The sequence below is a fragment of the Rhodococcus sp. F64268 genome (assembly GCF_023015605.1).
In the GTDB taxonomy this organism is placed as follows: Bacteria; Actinomycetota; Actinomycetes; order Mycobacteriales; family Mycobacteriaceae; genus Rhodococcus.
The window spans coordinates 1-18477 of sequence record NZ_JALKAI010000009.1 but is presented as its reverse complement, the minus strand read 5'-3'; the positions used below and the strand labels follow the sequence as shown (position 1 = coordinate 18477).

The 18477-nt window shown below is 65.3% G+C and carries 16 protein-coding genes and 1 pseudogene; 8 read left to right on the top strand and 9 right to left on the bottom strand.

Features of this window, described 5'->3' with window-relative positions; all coding sequences use genetic code 11:
- Positions 1-11 precede the first annotated feature (11 nt).
- From MWU77_RS19510 to MWU77_RS19490, 5 genes are read right to left on the bottom strand one after another with little or no spacing between them, the layout of a single operon-like run.
- Positions 12-1061 (bottom strand): acyl-CoA dehydrogenase family protein, encoded by a 1050-nt coding sequence (locus MWU77_RS19510; RefSeq protein ID WP_247274548.1) that lies wholly within the window; start codon positions 1059-1061, stop codon positions 12-14.
- Complete coding sequence (locus MWU77_RS19505; protein WP_247274547.1) at positions 1058-2032, bottom strand: acyl-CoA dehydrogenase family protein; 975 nt, start codon at positions 2030-2032, stop codon at positions 1058-1060. The genes MWU77_RS19510 and MWU77_RS19505 overlap by 4 nt, the downstream gene beginning before the upstream one ends.
- A complete protein-coding gene (locus MWU77_RS19500; RefSeq protein WP_247274546.1) occupies positions 2029-3189 on the bottom strand; it encodes an acyl-CoA dehydrogenase family protein in 1161 nt (386 codons plus the stop codon). Before MWU77_RS19500 ends, MWU77_RS19505 begins: the two co-directional genes overlap by 4 nt.
- On the bottom strand, positions 3189-4058 hold the full coding sequence (locus tag MWU77_RS19495; RefSeq protein ID WP_169688131.1) for an enoyl-CoA hydratase: 870 nt from the start codon (positions 4056-4058) through the stop codon (positions 3189-3191). Before MWU77_RS19495 ends, MWU77_RS19500 begins: the two co-directional genes overlap by 1 nt.
- Positions 4055-5602: a FadD3 family acyl-CoA ligase gene (locus tag MWU77_RS19490; protein ID WP_169688132.1), complete on the bottom strand. Its 1548-nt coding sequence runs from the start codon at positions 5600-5602 to the stop codon at positions 4055-4057. Before MWU77_RS19490 ends, MWU77_RS19495 begins: the two co-directional genes overlap by 4 nt.
- Positions 5603-5646: 44 nt before the next feature.
- Here MWU77_RS19490 and MWU77_RS19485 point away from each other — a divergent pair, with 44 nt between their 5' ends.
- From MWU77_RS19485 to MWU77_RS19455, 7 genes are all read left to right on the top strand, one after another.
- A complete protein-coding gene (locus MWU77_RS19485) occupies positions 5647-6855 on the top strand; it encodes an acyl-CoA dehydrogenase family protein (RefSeq protein ID WP_169688133.1) in 1209 nt (402 codons plus the stop codon).
- Positions 6852-7652 (top strand): SDR family oxidoreductase, encoded by an 801-nt coding sequence (locus MWU77_RS19480; protein ID WP_247274545.1) that lies wholly within the window; start codon positions 6852-6854, stop codon positions 7650-7652. Before MWU77_RS19485 ends, MWU77_RS19480 begins: the two co-directional genes overlap by 4 nt.
- Before the next feature lie 38 nt (positions 7653-7690).
- On the top strand, positions 7691-8299 hold the full coding sequence (locus tag MWU77_RS19475; RefSeq protein ID WP_169688135.1) for a TetR/AcrR family transcriptional regulator: 609 nt from the start codon (positions 7691-7693) through the stop codon (positions 8297-8299).
- A gap of 9 nt (positions 8300-8308) precedes the next feature.
- Entirely contained in the window at positions 8309-9457 is a 1149-nt protein-coding gene (locus tag MWU77_RS19470) for an acetyl-CoA C-acetyltransferase (protein WP_247274544.1), read from the top strand.
- 131 nt (positions 9458-9588) lie between these two features.
- Positions 9589-9858 (top strand): DUF2277 domain-containing protein, encoded by a 270-nt coding sequence (locus tag MWU77_RS19465; protein ID WP_247274543.1) that lies wholly within the window; start codon positions 9589-9591, stop codon positions 9856-9858.
- An 81-nt stretch (positions 9859-9939) separates the two neighbouring features.
- A complete protein-coding gene (locus tag MWU77_RS19460) occupies positions 9940-12258 on the top strand; it encodes a carbon starvation CstA family protein (protein ID WP_247274542.1) in 2319 nt (772 codons plus the stop codon).
- On the top strand, positions 12255-12437 hold the full coding sequence (locus MWU77_RS19455) for a YbdD/YjiX family protein (RefSeq protein WP_374229923.1): 183 nt from the start codon (positions 12255-12257) through the stop codon (positions 12435-12437). The genes MWU77_RS19460 and MWU77_RS19455 overlap by 4 nt, the downstream gene beginning before the upstream one ends.
- A 16-nt stretch (positions 12438-12453) precedes the next feature.
- On the opposite strand, the gene MWU77_RS19450 is transcribed toward MWU77_RS19455, so the two are convergent.
- Positions 12454-14430, bottom strand: coding sequence for a CocE/NonD family hydrolase (locus MWU77_RS19450; RefSeq protein WP_247274602.1), 1977 nt, complete (start codon positions 14428-14430; stop codon positions 12454-12456).
- Positions 14431-14564: 134 nt separating this feature from the next.
- On the opposite strand from MWU77_RS19450, the gene MWU77_RS19445 reads away from it, so the two are divergent.
- A complete protein-coding gene (locus MWU77_RS19445; RefSeq protein WP_247274541.1) occupies positions 14565-15311 on the top strand; it encodes a class I SAM-dependent methyltransferase in 747 nt (248 codons plus the stop codon).
- 78 nt (positions 15312-15389) lie between these two features.
- Here MWU77_RS19445 and MWU77_RS19440 read toward each other — a convergent pair whose 3' ends face one another.
- The 3 genes and pseudogenes from MWU77_RS19440 to MWU77_RS24780 all read right to left on the bottom strand — a co-directional run.
- A complete protein-coding gene (locus MWU77_RS19440) occupies positions 15390-16970 on the bottom strand; it encodes an ABC transporter substrate-binding protein (protein WP_247274540.1) in 1581 nt (526 codons plus the stop codon).
- Positions 16971-17011: 41 nt separating this feature from the next.
- A complete protein-coding gene (locus MWU77_RS19435) occupies positions 17012-17956 on the bottom strand; it encodes an ABC transporter substrate-binding protein (protein ID WP_308198831.1) in 945 nt (314 codons plus the stop codon).
- Between the two features lie 143 nt (positions 17957-18099).
- A pseudogene (locus MWU77_RS24780) lies at positions 18100-18300 on the bottom strand (ABC transporter substrate-binding protein); the annotation flags it as partial.
- Positions 18301-18477: the final 177 nt, after the last annotated feature.

Sequence of the window (18477 nt, the reverse complement as noted above, 5' to 3'; positions counted from 1 at the left end):
ACTATCCGCGGTCAGGCAGAGATTGCGGCCAGATATTCGCGAGGTTGCCCGAACAACTGCGAGGTGCCGTGCGCGCGCTTGAAGAACAGCTGTGCGTCGTGCTCCCACGTGATCGCGATGCCACCGTGCAGCTGTACCGCTTCGGCCGTGACCTGCTCGAACGCCTCGGAACAGTAGATCTTGGCCGCGTAGGCATCCTGCGGATCCTGCGACAGCGCAGCCGCGTACGACATGGACCGCGCAGTTTCGACGAGCGCATACATATCGGCCATACGGTGCTTGAGTGCCTGGAACGACCCGATGACACGACCGAACTGTTTACGGTTCTTCGTGTACTCGACCGTCAGATCCAGCGTCGCCTGGGCAGCGCCCACCTGTTCGGCCGACACCGCGATCACCGCAGCAGTTCGCAACCTTTCCACCAGGTCGTCGGTCGACGACAATCGGCGGGCTGCGACAGCGGAGAACGACACCTCGGCCAGTGAGCGGGTCGGGTCCATCGTCGGAACCCTGCGACGCGCGACGCCGTCGGTCTGCGGATCCACCTCGAACAGCGCCGTGGTGTCACCGTCGGTGGCGATCACGAGCAGTGTGGTCGCGATGTCGCCGCCGAGGACGTAGTGCGCTGTGCCGGTGAGCAGATCGCCGTCGGCGACCACACCCGGCCGGTGCCAACCCGCTTCCGATGCCCAGCACACCGCGACGATCTCGCCGGCAGCGATGCCCGGCAGCAGCCTGGATGCGGCGTCGGTGTCGCCCGAGAGCAGCACCGTCCGTGCGGCCAGTACGGCCGATCCGAGGAACGGGGACGGAGTCAGCGTGCGGCCGAGTTCTTCGAGCACGACATGGGTTTCGGCCCACGACGCACCTACACCGTCGTACTCCTCAGGGATGGCGAGTGCTGCAACCCCGACCTGTTCCACGAGCCGCGACCACAGATCCGCATCGTAGCCGTCGGAAGATGCGATCGCCTTGCGGACGGCCGCGGAATCCGAGTGCTTCGCGAGCAGGCTCCGTACCGACTCCCGCAGTGCGCCGCGATCTTCGGTCTCGAATGTCACGACGCGATCCCGTTCTCGAGTGCCGCGACGACGCGCTCGCGATGGAAATCGGGTGTGCCCCACGCGGTGAAGAGCGCGCGGGTCTTCGTGATCCAGAGCGACAGATCGTATTCCTGCGTGTATCCGATGGCGCCGTGCACCTGCAGTGCCGTACGTGCCGCGAGGTAGGCGGCATCGCCGCATGCGACCTTGGCCGCCGACACGTCGCGCGACGCGGTGGGCAGTCCATCGCGGACCGCGAGCGCTGCACCGTGGAGAAGCGGACGTGCCATCTCCAATGCGACGGCAACGTCGGCGAGGTGATGCTTGATGGCCTGGAACGAACCGATGACCCGGCCGAACTGCTTACGCTGCTGCACGTAGTCGACAGACATGTCGAGCAGGGTGCGGCCGAGGCCCTGCAATTGTGCGGCAGTTGCGAGTGCGCCGAGGTCGAACGCGGAGTCGAACCGAGTCGAGCCGAGCACGTCGGCGGGCGAGACCTCGAACAGGTGACGCGCGAGGTCCACCGACGCGTGCTGCACACCCGCGGTGGCCGTCGAGACCGACTCGCCGTCGACCTGCAGGAGCAGCGCGGCTGTATCGGCATCCACCGCATACGGCGTGTGCGGAGCTGCCGCGACGGTCGCGAGCGTCCCGGAGGCCAGCGCCGCGAGACGATCCGGAGCAACCGCTGCAAGCAGCGCGGGTACGACAGCGACGGTTTCGACTACCGGGCCCGGAACCGCGTGGCGGCCCAACTGTTCGATGGCCACGACGAGGTCGACGGCGTCGGCACCGAGACCATCGTGCTCCTCGGCAATGAGCAGGCCGTTCACGCCGGTCTCTGCGAGTCGCTGCCACACGGTCAGGCCGGGTGCGGTGTCTCCGCTGTTCCATGCACGGATGACAGCGGGCATGTCGGACTTGGTGAGGAGTGCGTCGATGCTCGACGCGAAGTCCTCGTGGGACTCATCGAGTGCGAATCTCATCGGTCACCCTTCGGGAGGCCGAGCAACCGCTCGGCGATGACGTTCTTCTGAATTTCGTTGGTGCCGGCGTAAATCGGGCCCGACAGTGAGAAGAGGTAGCCGTCGGTCCAGTTGTCGACCACCTCCGCGTGCGCACCCTGCAGGTCGAGGGCGGTTTCGTGTGCGGCGATGTCCCATTCCGACCAGAACACCTTGTTGATCGACGATTCGGCACCCAGCTGGCCACCGTTCGTGAGCCTGGTGACCGTGCCCCACGTCGACAGTTCGTAGGCGCGTGCACCGATCCACGCGTCGGCGACCTTGTTCCGAAGCGCGGTGTCGCCGTGGAGCGGCGACTGCGAGTACTGCTGCAGCAGACGGTCGGTGGTGGCGAGGAACCGTCCGGGCGCACGCAGCGACAGGCCACGCTCGTTCGACGCGGTGCTCATCGCGACCCGCCATCCCGCGTTGACCTCACCGATCACGCCGGATTCGGCGGGATTCGACGGGTCGTCGGGGACGAAGACGTTCTCGAGGAAGATCTCTGCGAATCCGGGTTCGCCGTCGAGTTGGTCGATCGGCCGGACGGTGACGCCCTCAGCGCGCAGGTCGAACATGAAATACGTGATGCCCTTGTGGCGCTGGGCTTCGGGGTCGGACCGGAACAGGCCGAAGCCCATGTCGGCGAACGATGCCCGCGAACTCCAGGTCTTCTGCCCGTTGAGCAGCCAGCCGCCGTCGACCTTCGTGGCGGTCGAGCGCAGTGATGCGAGGTCGCTGCCCGATTCGGGTTCCGACCAGGCTTGGGCCCAGATGTCGTCGGCGCGTGCCATGCGAGGCATGATGCGTGCGAGCTGTTCGGGTTTCGCGTGCTCGAACAGGGTGGGGGCGAGCAGGAAGATACCGTTCTGGCTCACCCGGCCGGGTGCACCCGAGCGGTAGTACTCCTCCTCGAACACCACCCACTGCTCGAGGGTTGCGTCGCGCCCGCCGAGCGATTCGGGCCACGAGGCGACGGATAGGCGTGCATCGGCAAGCAGCCGCTCCCAGGCCCGGTGCTCCTCGAACCCCTCGGCGGTGTCCATCGACTTCAGTGGGGTCTTCGGGACGTTCTCGGCGAGAAATGCCCGAACCTCGTCGCGGAAAGCGACAGTGGCGGAGTCGAGTTCCAGATCCATCACTTGCTCTCCTTCGCCGGGCGAGCGCTGGCAGCCATCGACTTGGCGTCCATGCCGCCGAGGGAGTCGGTGCCGACCTCCGCGTTGTACGAGTGTGCGAAGTGATGCAGCCCGAAGACCGAGTCCATGCCGTTACGCATACCCATCTGGTCCTCGCACTGGTTCACGGCACGCTTGGTCAGTGCCAGGCCGAATCGCGGCATCTCCGCGATACGTCCGGCGAGGGCGAGGGTCTCGGATTCGAGATCGTCGCGCGTCACGACCCGGCTGACCATGCCAACCTCGTATGCGCGCTGCGCGGTGAAGCGGTCGCCGGTGTACAGGATCTCCTTGGCGAACCGGGTGCCGAGGATCCACGGGTGTGCGAAGTACTCGACACCCGGAATGCCCATGCGCACGACGGGATCGGAGAAGAAGGCGTCGTCGGAGGCGACGATGAGGTCGCACACCCACGCGAGCATGAGTCCACCGGCGATGCATGCCCCCTGGACCATCGCGATGGTCGGCTTGGGGATCTCCCGCCAGCGGCGGCACATCCCGAGGTAGACCTCCATCTCGCGGGCGTACCGCTGGTCGCCACCCGGCTTGTCGACGTGATCCCACCACATGACGGCTTTGTTGTCGTAGTGCACGTGGTGGTCGCGACCGGGGGTGCCGAGGTCGTGGCCGGCGGAGAAGTGCTTGCCGTTGCCCGCGAGTACGATCACCTTCACCTCGTCGTCCTCGACGGCCTTCTCGAAGGCCGCGTCGAGGGCATACGTCATCACCGAGTTCTGGGCGTTCCGGTAGTCCGGACGGTTGAGGGTGACGATCGCGATGCCGTCACGTACCTCATAGGTGACGACGTCGGGCTCGAAGGGGACTGTCATGACTTCTCCTCACGCAGAACGTTTTTCAGGACCTTGCCGGACGCATTCCGGGGAAGGTGGTCGACGAAGCGCACCGACCGGGGTCGTTTGAAGTTGGCCAGATTCTCTTTGGCGTAGGCGAGAACGTGATCCTCGGTCAGGTTCGCTCCGTCCAAGGTGGCGACGAAGGCGCAGCCGACCTCTCCGGCCCGTTCGTCGGGCACGCCGATGACGGCGACCTCGTGGACACCGGGGATCCGCAGCAGCGACGCCTCGATTTCGGCGGGGTACACATTGAATCCGTTGCTGATGTACATGTCCTTGAGGCGGTCGGTGATGTCGAGGTACCCGCGCTCGTCGAGTGTGCCGACGTCGCCGGTGTGCAACCAGCCGTCGGAGTCGATGGTCTTGGCGGTCGCCTCGGGATCGTCGAGGTAGCCGAGCATCACGTTCGGGCCGCGCAGCAGGATCTCGCCCTTGTCGCCGATCCGCACCTCGAAGTCGGCGGTCGCGCGTCCGGACGAAGTCGACACGGTGACGGGGTCGTCGTCGGTGCGGCACATCGTGGCGACCACGGCCTCGGTCTGGCCGTACGCGGTGATCACCGCGTCGAAGTTCAGTTCGGTCTGCATGCGTTCGACGAGCGAGACCGGCACCGGTGCGGCGCCGGTGACCGCGATGCGCAAGTTGCTCAGGTCGTAGTCGCCGCGACGCGGGTGGTCGAGGATGCTCTGGTAGATCGTCGGTGCGCCCGGTAGCACGCTGATGCGTTCGGCCGAGACCATCGTCATGACCTTCTCGACGTCGAAGACCGCGAGCGGGATGACCGTTGCCCCTGCGAGCAGCGCCGCGACGATCCCGGCTTTGTATCCGAAGGTGTGGAAGAAGGGATTGATGACGAGGTAGTTGTCGTCGACGGTCAGTTCGGCGCATTCGGACCACGCCTGCGCGACTCCGATGCACTGGCGGTGCGCACTGAGTACGCCCTTGCTCTTTCCGGTGGTGCCGGAAGTGAACAGGATGTCGGAGAGATCGTCGGGCTCGACGGCCGCGGCGCGAGCGTCGGCATCGGTACGCGACGCGTCGGTGGCACCGGCGAGGAAATCGTCCCAGTCGGTGACGCCGTCGACCGGATTGTCGTTCCCGCTGACCGGGACTCGCACGACTGTGGGAACGGTGAGATCGGGTGCGACCGCGCGGAGTTGTGCGTAGCGATCGGAGCCGAGGAAGTCGCCCACGATGACGAGCGCGGACGCGTCGACGCGTTCGATGATCTCGGCTGCTTCACCGGCGGTGTAACGGGTGTTGACGGGGACGACGATGCCACCGGCCCAATGCACACCGAGAGCAGCGATTTCCCAGTGATACGTGTTGGGCGACCAGATCGCGACGCGCGCACCAGGTTCGACGCCTCGAGCGACCAGAGCCGCGGCGAAATCCCGCACGTGTGCGTGCAATTGTGCGAAGGTCAGTCGGGTCTCGCCGTCGACGATCGCGAGCCGGTCGGGCCAGGTCTCGGCAGAGCGGACGAGGGCGGCCGGCGTGGTTCTCGGATGTGTGTTCACTGAGCTCCCTACCTAGCAATTGCTTGGTAGGTTATCGTACAGACGTGCAAGAGAGCGAGAGCCTGGAAAATACCGAGTACGCGGCCACCGTGCGGACGTGGCTCGACGAGAACCTGACCGGCGAATTCGCCGCCCTCAGGGGCAAAGGCGGGCCCGGCAGCGAGCACGAGTTCTTCGAACAACGACTCGCGTGGGATCGCCATCTCGCCGAGGCCGGATGGACCTGCATCGGCTGGCCCACCGAATACGGCGGGCGCGGTGCCACCATGGAGGAGCGGGTCACCTTCCACACCGAATACGCGAAGGCCGACGCGCCTGCCCGGGTGAACCACCTGGGCGAGGAGCTGCTCGGACCCACCCTCATCGCGTTCGGTACAGAGGAGCAGAAGAAGCGATTCCTCCCCGGAATTCGCAACGTCACCGAACTGTGGGCCCAGGGATACTCCGAACCGGGTGCCGGATCCGACCTCGCCAACGTCTCGACCACCGCGCGCCTCGAAGACGGCAAGTGGATCATCAACGGCCAGAAGGTGTGGACGTCCCTTGCGCACGTCGCCCAGTGGGCGTTCGTGATTGCGCGCACCGAACCGGGATCGACCCGCCACCAGGGTCTGAGTTTCCTGCTCGTGCCGCTCGACCAGCCCGGCGTCACCGTCCGGCCGATCCAGCAGCTCACCGGCACCTCCGAATTCAACGAGGTCTTCTTCGACGATGCGGTGACAGATGCCGACCTCGTCGTCGGGGAGCCCGGCGACGGGTGGAAGGTGGCGATGGGTCTGCTGACCTTCGAACGCGGCGTCTCCACCCTCGGCCAGCAGATCGGCTTCGCCCGCGAACTCGACGGTGTCGTCGACCTTGCGCGGGCCAACGGCTCGATCGACGACCCCAATATCCGCGAGAAGATCGCCCGAGCCCGCATCGGGCTGCGGGTGATGCGCGCCCACGCCCTTCGCACCCTGGGCGACGCCGACCCCGGCCAGGCCTCGGTAGCCAAACTGCTGTGGGCAAACTGGCACCGCGACCTCGGTGTCCTTGCAATGGAAGCGCAAGGCGCGGCGTCGCTCGTCGCACCCGATCACGATCACGCGGGAACACCGTCGAACATCACCGACCCGGAACACCTCGAGCTCGCCCAATGGCAACGGTTGTTCCTGTTCACCCGCGCCGACACCATCTATGGCGGATCCAACGAGGTCCAGCGCAACGTCATCGCCGAGCGTGTGCTCGGCCTTCCCCGAGAGGCTCGCCCGTGACCATCTCCCCGCTGTCCACCCCGCCCGTCGAAACCCCCGGGCACGGGCTGCTCGCAGGCAAGAAAGTCGTCGTCACCGCGGCGGCCGGCACAGGAATCGGTTTCTCGTCGGCGCGACGCGCCCTGCTCGAGGGCGCCGACGTCCTGATCTCGGACTTCCATGAGCGTCGCCTCGGTGAGGCGGCCGACAAGCTCGCCGCGGAGTTCCCCGAACAGCAGGTGCATTCCATCGTGTGCGACGTGTCGTCCACCGAGCAGGTCGACGCACTCATCACCGGTGCCGCCGAGAAGCTCGGCCGCATCGACACGCTGATCAACAATGCCGGACTCGGTGGAGAGACCCCGGTCGTCGACATGACCGACGAACAGTGGGATCGCGTCCTCGACGTCACCCTCACGAGCACATTCCGGGCGACGCGCGCCGCATTGCGGTACTTCAAGTCGGCCGGCCACGGCGGAGTCCTGGTCAACAACGCGTCGGTGCTCGGCTGGCGTGCCCAGCACTCGCAGGCACACTATGCCGCGGCGAAGGCCGGCGTCATGGCGCTCACCCGCTGTTCGGCGATCGAGGCTGCCGAATACGGTGTCCGCATCAATGCCGTCGCCCCGTCCATCGCGCGTCACGCCTTCCTCGCGAAGGTGACCAGCGAGGAACTGCTCGACCGGCTGGCGTCCGACGAGGCGTACGGTCGTGCGGCGGAGGTGTGGGAGATTGCTGCGACGATCGCGATGCTGGCGAGCGACTACACCACCTACCTGACCGGCGAGATCGTCTCGATCTCCTCGCAGCGGGCCTAGTAGTTCGACAGGCCGGAAGTTCGAAAGGCTTTTGCTCCATGACCCCACCTCGCGACGACTCAGCGAAGACCGGCCGCCGCGCCGAACTGCTCCACATCGCGGCCGACCTCTTCGCGTCACGCGGTGTCCGCGCCACGACGGTCCGCGACATCGCTGACGCCGCGGGGATCCTCTCCGGGAGCCTCTACCACCACTTCGACTCGAAGGAGTCGATGGTCGACGAGATCCTGCGAGGTTTCCTCGACGACCTGTTCGACCGGTACCGCAAGATCGTGGCCGCAGGCCTCGACCCCCGCGCGACGCTCGAAGCCCTCGTCACCACCTCATACGAATCGATCGACCGATCGCACGCCGCGGTCGCGATCTACCAGGACGAGGCCAAGCACCTCGACGGCGACAGGTTCTCCTACATCGCCGAACTCAACACCGAGTTCCGCACACTGTGGTCGGGGGTGCTCGAGCGTGGAATCTCCGAAGGCTCGTTCCGGCCCGACGTGGACGTCGACGTCGTCTTCCGTTTTCTCCGCGACACGGTGTGGGTCGCGGTGCGCTGGTATCGGCCTGGCGGAGCGCTCAGTGTCGAACAAGTTGCGCAGCAGTACCTTTCCATCGTTCTCGACGGACTGTCGAACCCGAACCCCGCATAAGGAGCAACAATGACCGAGGCGTACATCGTCGATGCTATCCGCACTCCGATCGGTAAGAAGAACGGCAGCCTGGCTCCCATTCACCCGATCGACCTCGGCTCGCACGTCATCAAGGCCGTCGTCGAGCGCACCGGCATCGACCCGTCGGACGTCGACGATGTCATCTTCGGCTGCGTCGACGCGATCGGTGGCCAGGCCGGCAACATCGCACGCATGTCGTGGCTGGCCGCGGGCCTCCCGCAGCACGTGCCCGGCGTCACCGTCGATCGTCAGTGCGGCTCGAGCCAGCAGGCCATCCAGTTCGGGGCGCAGGCGATCCTGTCCGGTACGGCCGACCTCATCATCGCCGGCGGCGTGCAGAACATGAGCCAGGTCCCGATCTCCGCCGCGATGATCGTCGGCCAGCAGTACGGCTTCACGACCCCGACCGCCGAGTCGGCGGGTTGGACCGAGCGCTACGGCAACGAGGAGGTGTCGCAGTTCCGCGGCGCCGAGATGATCGCCGACAAGTGGGACATCAGCCGCGAGGACCTCGAGAAGTGGGCATTGCAGAGCCACGAGCGCGCCAAGGCTGCCATCGCCGAGGGGCGCTTCGACAACGAGATCGTCCCGGTCGGGGAGTTCACCACCGACGAGGGGCCGCGTGAGACCAGCCTCGAGAAGATGGCCGGGCTCAACGTCCTCGTCGACGGTGGGCGCCTCACCGCGGCCGTCGCCAGCCAGATCTCCGATGGCGCCAGCGCGCTGCTGCTCGCCTCGGACGAAGCCGTGCAGAAGCACGGTCTGAAGCCGCGCGCGCGGATCCACCACATGAGTGCCCGCGGCGACGACCCGATCTTCATGCTGTCGGCGCCGATCCCGGCGACCCAGCACGCACTCGAGAAGACCGGCCTGACCATCGACGACATCGACGTCATCGAGATCAACGAGGCGTTCGCTCCCGTCGTGCTCGCATGGATCAAGGAGATCGGCGCCGACCCGGCCAAGGTCAACGTCAACGGTGGTGCGATCGCGCTCGGTCACCCGCTCGGCGCGACCGGCACCAAGCTCATGGCGACCCTGCTCAACGAGCTCGAGCGCACCGGCGGCCGTTACGGCCTGCTGACCATCTGCGAGGGCGGCGGTACCGCGAACGTGACCATCATCGAGCGCCTCTGACCCGGCCTCTTCCGCACTTTCCGCACTTTCCGCGCGCCCGCCGCCTTCCGCCACTGCACTCGCAGTCGCGGGATGTCGGCGGGCGTCGGTTTTCCCCGGGTCTGCTGCGCATCGCGGTCTACCCTGAAGGCATGTGCCGGAACATCACGGAGCTGCGCGGGCTCGCGCCGGTAGCGACCGCCGAGGAGATCGAGGCGGCCGCCCGGCAGTACGTCCGTAAGGTCAGCGGAATCCACAAATTGTCCGATGCCACCCGGGAGCCGTTCGAGCAAGCCGTCGCGGAGGTTGCCGCGACGACCACGAGATTGCTCGATCTCCTTCCCGAGCGGCGGCAACCACCACCTACGGTGCCGCCGCTGCGACGCCCCGAAGTGCAGGCGAGGATCGCCGCGCGCGGCTGAATCCATCAATTCGGTTCCCGGGCACCCATCCGCGGGTAGCGTGACGCAGGCCATAACTGTGCACGTTGTCGAGGAGCCGAGATGGCCGTCGACCCGACGCCGCCCACCGACGCGAACGTCGAATACCTGCGCACGGACCCGGATCTTCCCCCGGTTGGCGTCGTCGATCGAACACCGATGTCCGCCACGGCGCGCATCGTTTTCGTAGTCCTCGCACTCGTCGGTGGTTTCGCCTGGTCGATGATCGCGGTGGTGCGCGGCGAGAACATCAACGCGGTGTGGTTCGTGATCGCGGCAGTGTGCACATATCTTGTCGCATACCGGTTCTACGCCAAATTCATCGAACGCAAGATCGTACAACCGCGTGACGATCGCGCGACCCCCGCCGAGGTCCTGGAGAACGGCAAGGACTACATGCCGACCGACCGGCGGGTCCTGTTCGGACACCACTTCGCCGCGATCGCCGGGGCCGGTCCCCTCGTCGGCCCGGTCCTCGCCGCTCAGATGGGCTACCTGCCGGGAACGATCTGGATCATCGTCGGTGTCGTCCTGGCCGGTGGAGTCCAGGACTTCCTGGTGCTGTGGATATCGTCGCGGCGGCGCGGGCGCAGTCTCGGACAGATGGGACGCGACGAACTCGGCCCGATCGGCGGAATCGCGGCCCTGATCGCCGTTTTCGTGATCATGATCATTATTATCGCGGTGCTCGCACTCGTGGTCGTCAATGCACTCGCGGAGAGCCCATGGGGGTTGTTCTCCATCGCGATGACCATTCCGATCGCATTGTTCATGGGTGTGTATCTGCGTTATCTGCGGCCCGGCAAGGTCTCCGAAGTGTCTGCGATCGGTGTCGTGCTGCTGGTCCTGGCAATCGTTGCAGGAGGGTGGGTCGCCGAAACCGATTGGGGTGTCGAATGGTTCACCCTGTCGAAGGTGACGATCGCGTGGTTGATGATCGCTTACGGGTTCGCCGCGTCTGTCCTGCCGGTGTGGTTGCTGCTGGCCCCGCGCGACTACCTGTCGACCTTCATGAAGGTCGGTACCATCGCGCTGCTCGCCATCGGTATTCTCGTCGCCCGCCCCGAGATCCAGATGCCCGACGTCACGTCGTTCGCGATCGACGGTGACGGGCCCGCGTTCGCCGGCTCGCTGTTCCCGTTCCTGTTCATCACCATCGCGTGTGGCGCGCTGTCGGGGTTCCACGCATTGATCTCCTCCGGCACCACTCCGAAGATGCTGGAGAAAGAGAAGCAAACCCGCCTCATCGGGTACGGCGGGATGCTCACCGAATCGTTCGTGGCGATCATGGCCCTGGTCACCGCGTGCATCATCGATCAGCACCTGTACTTCGCGCTCAACGCGCCGGAAGCGCTCACCGGTGGCACACCCGAAACAGCCGCGGCCTATGTGAACAGCCTCGGGCTGTCGTCCCCGGACGTCACGCCCGAGCAGATCGCCGGTGCGGCAGCGGCGGTCGGGGAGGAGTCGATCATCTCCCGCACCGGCGGTGCACCCACGCTCGCATTCGGCATGTCGAATGTCCTGTCGGACCTGTTCGGCGGAGACAGTCTCAAATCGTTCTGGTATCACTTCGCGATCATGTTCGAGGCGTTGTTCATTCTCACGACCGTCGACGCCGGTACCCGTGTCGCGCGATTCATGCTGTCGGATTCGCTCGGCAACTTCGGTGGTGCCGCCAAGCGTTTCAAGGACCCGTCGTGGCGTCCAGGTGCATGGTTCTGCTCGTTCGTGGTCTGCGGGCTGTGGGGTGCGATCCTGCTCATGGGTGTCACCGATCCACTGGGTGGTATCAACACCTTGTTCCCGCTGTTCGGTATCGCCAACCAGTTGCTCGCCGCGATCGCGCTCACGATCGTCCTGACGATCGTGGTCAAGAAGGGCCTGGTGAAGTGGGCGTGGATCCCCGGTATCCCGTTGGCATGGGATCTCATCGTGACGATGACGGCGTCGTGGCAGAAGATCTTCTCCAGCGACCGCGCGGTCGGATACTGGGCACAGCACAATGCGTTCGTCGATGCGAAGAACGCCGGCGAGACCCGGTTCGGTTCGGCCGCGTCGCCTGCGGCGATCGACGCTGTCATCCGCAACACCTTCATCCAGGGCACTCTGTCGATCGTGTTCGCGGTACTCGTTCTCATCGTGGCCGTCGCCGGGGTCGTGGTGTGTATTCGATCGGTGCGGCTCGGCGGCATGCCGACGACCGAGTCGCCGGATGTGCCGTCGAAGATCTTCGCGCCTGCCGGATTCGTACCCACACCGGCCGAGCGTGAACTGCAGAAGCAATGGGATGAACTCATCGCGTCGGGCAAGGTGCGTGCACCCGGTGCCGCCCACGCGCACACGGATCACGCGCATCAGCACGAGAGCGGGACGCCGTGATCACCGCAGTGCGTCGGGCATGGTGGTGGGTCGGTGCGCTGATGGGCGATCACGACTACGCCCGGTACGTCGCCTTGCAGCGGCAGCTGAACCCCGGCTACCCGGTCATGACCGAGCGTGAGTATTGGCGTCAGAGGTACGCCGCAAGCGACGCAGATCCCGAGGCACGGTGCTGTTGACGCGGGCGCAGGCTGCTCAGCCCACGATCGGCAACGTGACGAAACTCGGTGCGGTGGAATCGAGTTCGAGATGTTGCGGTGCGAGCCTGCTGTCGTGGAGCATCGGACCGAGCGGTAATGACCGCGGAATGCTGGACGCGTAGACGTCGATCCGGATGCGGTGCCCCGGCTGCAGGATCGCGTCGGTGGGAATCATGCTGATGTCGAGTTGCGTGGGCCGGCCGGGCACGACCGGTTGATGTGTGTCGAGCGTGAGGTACGGATGGGCGCGCGCGTAGTCGCCCGACGAGGTGAACGTACTCTTCGAATCATCGATCGCGCGCAGTGACGCGACCAGGGATCCGCTGGAGAGCACCGTGGAGCGGCCATCGGGTGCAACATCGTTGATCGACACCGACCAGAAGCCGTCCGGGGTGTCGAGCACCGTATTCAGATGCAGGTTGATCGGCCCGGAGAGGACGGTCGGCTCTGCCATCGGCTCCGAAGTGAACGTCAGGCCCTCTTCCTCGTTGAAACGTGCGTCCTTCGTGCAGTTCGATCCGAGGAGGACGGCGATACCCGCAGTGCCCTGCGCGGCTTCCCTCGAACACACCCCGCGCAGGCCGGGTGCGACGGTGAGCCGCGCCGGAGAATCCTGCGGGGCAGGCTGCAGGCTGCCATCGTGGACCGAGTGTGCGGCAGTGCCGCTCGGTCTCGTCGACAGGTACATCCGCTGGTATTCGACACCCGCACGCGGGAATTGGTCGGTGGTGGTCCAGCCGTCACCCTGCTGCAGCAGCGTGACCGGCCCGTACTCGGTGATGCCGTTGTCGATGTCCTTGAGCCAGTGGTCGAACCAGGCACGCTGCAATGCCACCATCGTCGGCGGGTGTCCGGGAGTGCCGAAGCCCTCACCGAGGACGGCATGGTATCCGTCGCCCATCACGAGTTGTTTGTTGCCGGGCGCTACGGGAATCGAGTTGTAGATGTCGGGTTCGCTGTTGGCGAAGATGTCGTGCCAGTTGCCGAACACGAAGGTGGGTACCTCGATGGCGTCGAGATCTGCTTGTCGTTCCTGATAGAACGGGCCGTCCTGCGCGACTTCGAGTGCCTCGGGTGAGACACCCTCGATGGTCGGTGCGGTGAGCGCTTCGACGAGTTCGGGGATCTTCGTGACCGGATCGGCCATACGATCGCGGAGCCATTGTGCATCGAATCTGCCCTGCAACAGGGCTTCGACGTCGGGGGCCCACTTGAGGCCGTTGACGAGGCCGAGCCATGCCGGCATGAATCCGACGCCGATCGCACCGCCGGTGCCGACGATGTCGCGGAGGAGATCGTTGCCGGGTTCGACCGCGAACACGGCGTCGAGTTCGGCGGGCCGGTGTCCGGCAGCCTGGATCTGATTGATCGCCGAATACGAGACACCGGTAGTGCCGATACGCCCGTTGGACCACGGCTGCGCCGCGACCCAGTCGATGACCTCGACGGTGTCCTGTTGTTCGCGAGGTCCGAGCACATCCCACTGTCCATGGGAGAATCCGGTGCCGCGGACGTCGACGATGACCTGCGTATAGCCGTTCTGCACGAGGTCGCGGTTGAGCCCGAAGGCGCGTCCCAGCTGCGCCGCGGGAGCGGCAAGCTCCGTGATGCCGTCGAAGGGGACGCCGAGGTTGAGGATCGTCCCGAGATCTTCGACGAGCGGCTGAAGAGTCGGATCCTCCATCGCGACGGACGCGAGCGTCGACAGGAGTTTGGTGTACGGCGTGAGGTTGAGAACCACGGGGGTCTGCTCGTCGATCGGTGTTCCGTCGGCTTTTGCGGGCCGGAACACGTTGGCACGGAGCACAGTTCCATCGCTGAGGGTGATCGGCACATCCCACTCGACTGCGGTGTTCGGGTACGCATCGGGCGCATCGACAGCCTCCTGCCATGCGATGGCATCGGCCCCGCCCGCAGGGTCGGCCGCAGCCGTGGGTGCGAGAGCAATCGTCATGGCGGCGGTCGCCGTCATGACGACAGCGCTGATGAGACGTCTTTTCACCTTTGGTTCCCCCCGTACCGGCAGTAACAGCTTGCTCGCACGTTAGCCGTCGGTAATCCCCAGGTCAACGATGTGCACACACCGGTGTGCTGTATTTTCGGATCATGGCGGCGGGAAAGAACTGGTTCGATCATGGCGGTCAGGCCTACGCACAGTTTCGTCCCGAGTACCCGGCGGAGCTCGCGGAGTTCTTCGTTTCTCTTGCTCCGGCGACCGATCTGGCGGTCGATGTCGGATGCGGAAACGGCCAATTGACGGTGCAGCTCGCAGCCCGATTCGATGTCGTGATCGGAGTCGATTCCAGTGCAGATCAGATCGCGAACGCCAGGCTCCATGATCGGGTCCGCTACCTTCAGGCACCCGCCGAGACGCTTCCCGTGCAGGATCGGAGCGCTGCGCTGATCACCGCCGCGCAGGCGGCGCACTGGTTCGACCGCCCGGCGTTCTACAGCGAGGTCCGGCGGATCGCGGTCGACGATGCTGTTCTCGTGCTGGTCAGCTACGGGGTGACCAAGCTCGACCCAGACCTCGACGAACGGTTCCAGCACTTCTACCGGACCGAGATCGGCCCGTACTGGCCGGAGGAACGCAAGCTCGTCGACAGCGGATACGCCGACATCGACTTTCCGTTCGAGGAGCGCCCGGCTCCACCGATGCAGATCCGCACACAGTGGGATCTGAACGGCATGCTGGGCTATATCTCGACGTGGTCGGCGGTCCGGAAGGCCGCGGAGGCGGGTAAGTCCGAGGTTCTCGAGTCCTTCGCAGCAGATCTGGCAGACCTGTGGGGCGATCCCGCGACAACACGGGAGTTCACGTCGCCCGTCAACATGCGTGTGGGAACGATCTGAATCACCCGTGAGCGTGCAGTTCTCGTCGCAATTACCCGCAAATTGCGACGAGAACTGCACGCCGGGCGCCGACCGAAGCTAAGGAGTGAGCCACATTCCGTCGGGTATCGGCGATCCCAGCGCGTACATCTGCACGCCGTGCAGATTCTGGCCGGTGATCACCGACGGCGCCGACCGGATGTACCAGATCCCAGGTTCGAGCTCGGCGAGCCGTTCCTGCACCGTGCGGTAGGCGGCCACACGTTCCTCGCCCGAGGTGCCCGTACGTCCGGCGTCGAGGGCTGCGTCCAATTCGGGGTCGGAGATGCCGGTGTGATTTCCCGACGAGGTGGAATGGAAGGCGTTCCACAACGTGGTGTCGGGTTCTGGGCTGTCGGCGGCCCAGATGATCATGTCGAAGTCACGGGCGGCGGTACGAGGCATGTACCCCGCGATGTCGAGCACCTCCACCTGGACGTCGACGTTGTCGTAGGCGGCGAGCTGCGCCTGAAGACTCTCGGCGACGGATCTGATCTCGACGAGCGAGGTCGCGGTGAAGGTGAACTCGACGGGCTTTCCCTCCGCGGCCAGTTCGTCGAAGAGCTGCTGTGCCCGCTCGGGATCATCCTGCCGGAGGGGGATGTCCGCATGGAACGGTGACGACTCCGGGAACAGTGTGTCGGGAACTTGGCCGTGTCCCTCGAACACCGCGCTGTTGATGTCGTCGAGGTTCACCGCGGCGCTCACCGCCTCCCGGGCTCGGGGGTCGTCGAACGGAGCGCGTCGGGTGTTCATGACCAGGTACTGTCCGCCGCCGACGGGTACGGCGTCGGTGGCCAACCCCGCCTGCTCGGCCTTCGCCAGCGCTGCCCAGCTGGATTCGGACGCCAGATCGGCGCCACCGCTGACCATCATGTTGACACGCTGGTTCGCGTCACTGACAGCGCGGAGTTCGATGGCGTCGAGGTACGGGCGGGGTGCATCCCAGTAGCCGGGGTTGCGTTCGAGTTTCATGCGATCCTGGCGTGTCCACTCGGTCAGTGTGAATGGGCCCGCGCCGACGGGATCTGCATTGAAGGCGTCTGTTCCTTCGGCCAACGCGGACGGGGACGCTATCCAGTTGAGCCCGCTCGAGGTGATCGAATTCCCGAACTTCGGGTTCGGTGCAACGAGAGTGACCTTCAGTGTTGCATCGTCGATGACCTCGGTCCCTGCGATCTGCGACGCCAGTGTCAGCGAACCGGATCCGAGCGACGGATCGAGAATGCGATCCCAGTTGAACTTCACCGCTTCGGCGTCGAGCGGTGTTCCGTCGGTGAAGACGAGATCCGGCCGCAGGGTGAGGAGGAACGTGGCACCGCCGTCGGGCGTGACGAAATCTTCGGCCATACGGTGTTCGAGTTCGAGTGTGTGCGGGTCGTCGATCATCAGCGTCCCGTAGAGCGCATTGCCCAGCAGGCCCTGGCCGACCCAGTTGTTGGCGAGGGTCGCCGGGTCGAGCGACACCGGTTCGCGCACCTGGATGACGCGGGCGACATCGCCGGGAACCGGTTCGCCGTCGGACCCCGCAGCGGCCGTGGAGCCGCCGTTCGTTCCGCACGCCGTCAGGAGCAGCGCTGCCGCGCAGACAGAGATGAGCGCGGTGACCGGGTTTCTGTGCCGAACAACCCATTCGAGCATGAATGTACCTATCTTTCAGGTCGCGGTGATGTGGTGCGTCGTTATCCCGTGACCCACATTTCCGCAGGAAGCGGGGAGCCGAGTGAGTACATGCGGATGCCGTGGATGTTGTCGGCGGTCATGACGGCCGGCGCCGCCCGTGTGTACCAGACGCCGGGAGCAACCTCGTTGAGTCGTTTCTGCACGATCTCGTAGGCTGCGTCGCGTTCCTCGGGAGTGGTGCCCACGCGACCCGCATCGAGAGCTGCGTCGAGTTCGGGATCGGAGATGCCGGTGACGTTGCCCATCGACCGTGAGTGGAAGGCATTCCACAAGGTGGAATCCGGCTCTTGGACATTCGCCGACGAGATCATCATCTCGTAGTCGCGGGCGATGTTGCGCGGAATGAACGCGGCGAAATCGACGGCCTCGACGTTCATGTGCACGTTGTCGTATGCGGCCAGTTGCGCCTGGGTGACTTCTGCGGTCGCCTTGGTCTCCGGCAATGTTGTTGCAAGGAACGTGAATTCGACGGGTTTTCCTTCTGCTGCGAGCTCGTCGAACAGTCGCTGGGCTTCTTCGGGGTTGTACTCGGCCAACGGAATGTCCTTGTAGAACGGCGATGACTCGGGGAACAGGGTTTCCGGGATGTCGCCGGTGCCTTCGAACGCGGCGACGTTGATGTCGTCGAGGTTCAGTGCCATCGAGACCGCGCGACGTGCGCGGGGGTCGTCGAAAGGGGCACGACGGGTGTTCATCGCGAAGTACTGCCCACCGCCGACGGGTGCGAGTTCGGTGCCGAGCCCGGCATCCTCGGCTCTGGCCAGAGCTGTCCAGCTGGTTTCCGAAGCGAGATCGGCGCCGCCCGATGCAAGCATGTTCACCCGCTGACTTCCGTCGGGGACATTGAGGAGGGTGATGCTGTCGAGGTATGGCCGGGGTGCGTCCCAGTAGTCGGGGTTGCGTGTGAGCTCCATGCGGTCCTGGCGACGCCACTGGGTGAGCACGAACGGGCCCGCGCCGATCGGGGCGTTGTTGAAGGCGTCCTTGCCCTTCTCAGCGCGGTGGGGGAGGCGATCCAGTTCAGCGTGCTGTTTGTGATCGAGTAGGCGAACATCGGATTCGGGTTGGCCATGACGACCCTCAGCGTGGTCTCGTCGACCACCTCTGTCGCGGAGATCTGGGAGGCCTGGGGAAAGGAACTCGACCCCGTGTCGGGATCCGCGATTCGCGACCAATTGAGGTGTACTGCTTGGGCATCGAGGGGTGTTCCGTCGGTGAAAGTCAGTCCCGGCTGAAGCTCGAGGGTGAAGGTGTTGCCCCCGTCGGTGGTCGAGAAGTCGGAGGCCATCCGGTATTCGATCTCGAGGGTTTCAGGATTGTCGATCATCAGCGTTCCCAGGGTCCCGGAAAGGTCGGCGCGTAGCCCTGTGACCTCGGGATTTGTCGCCATGTGAACGGCGTGTCGACTGTGATGGGTGCGACCTACGGGATTGGATGGAAGTTCCTACGCCACCGTCCGATCCCG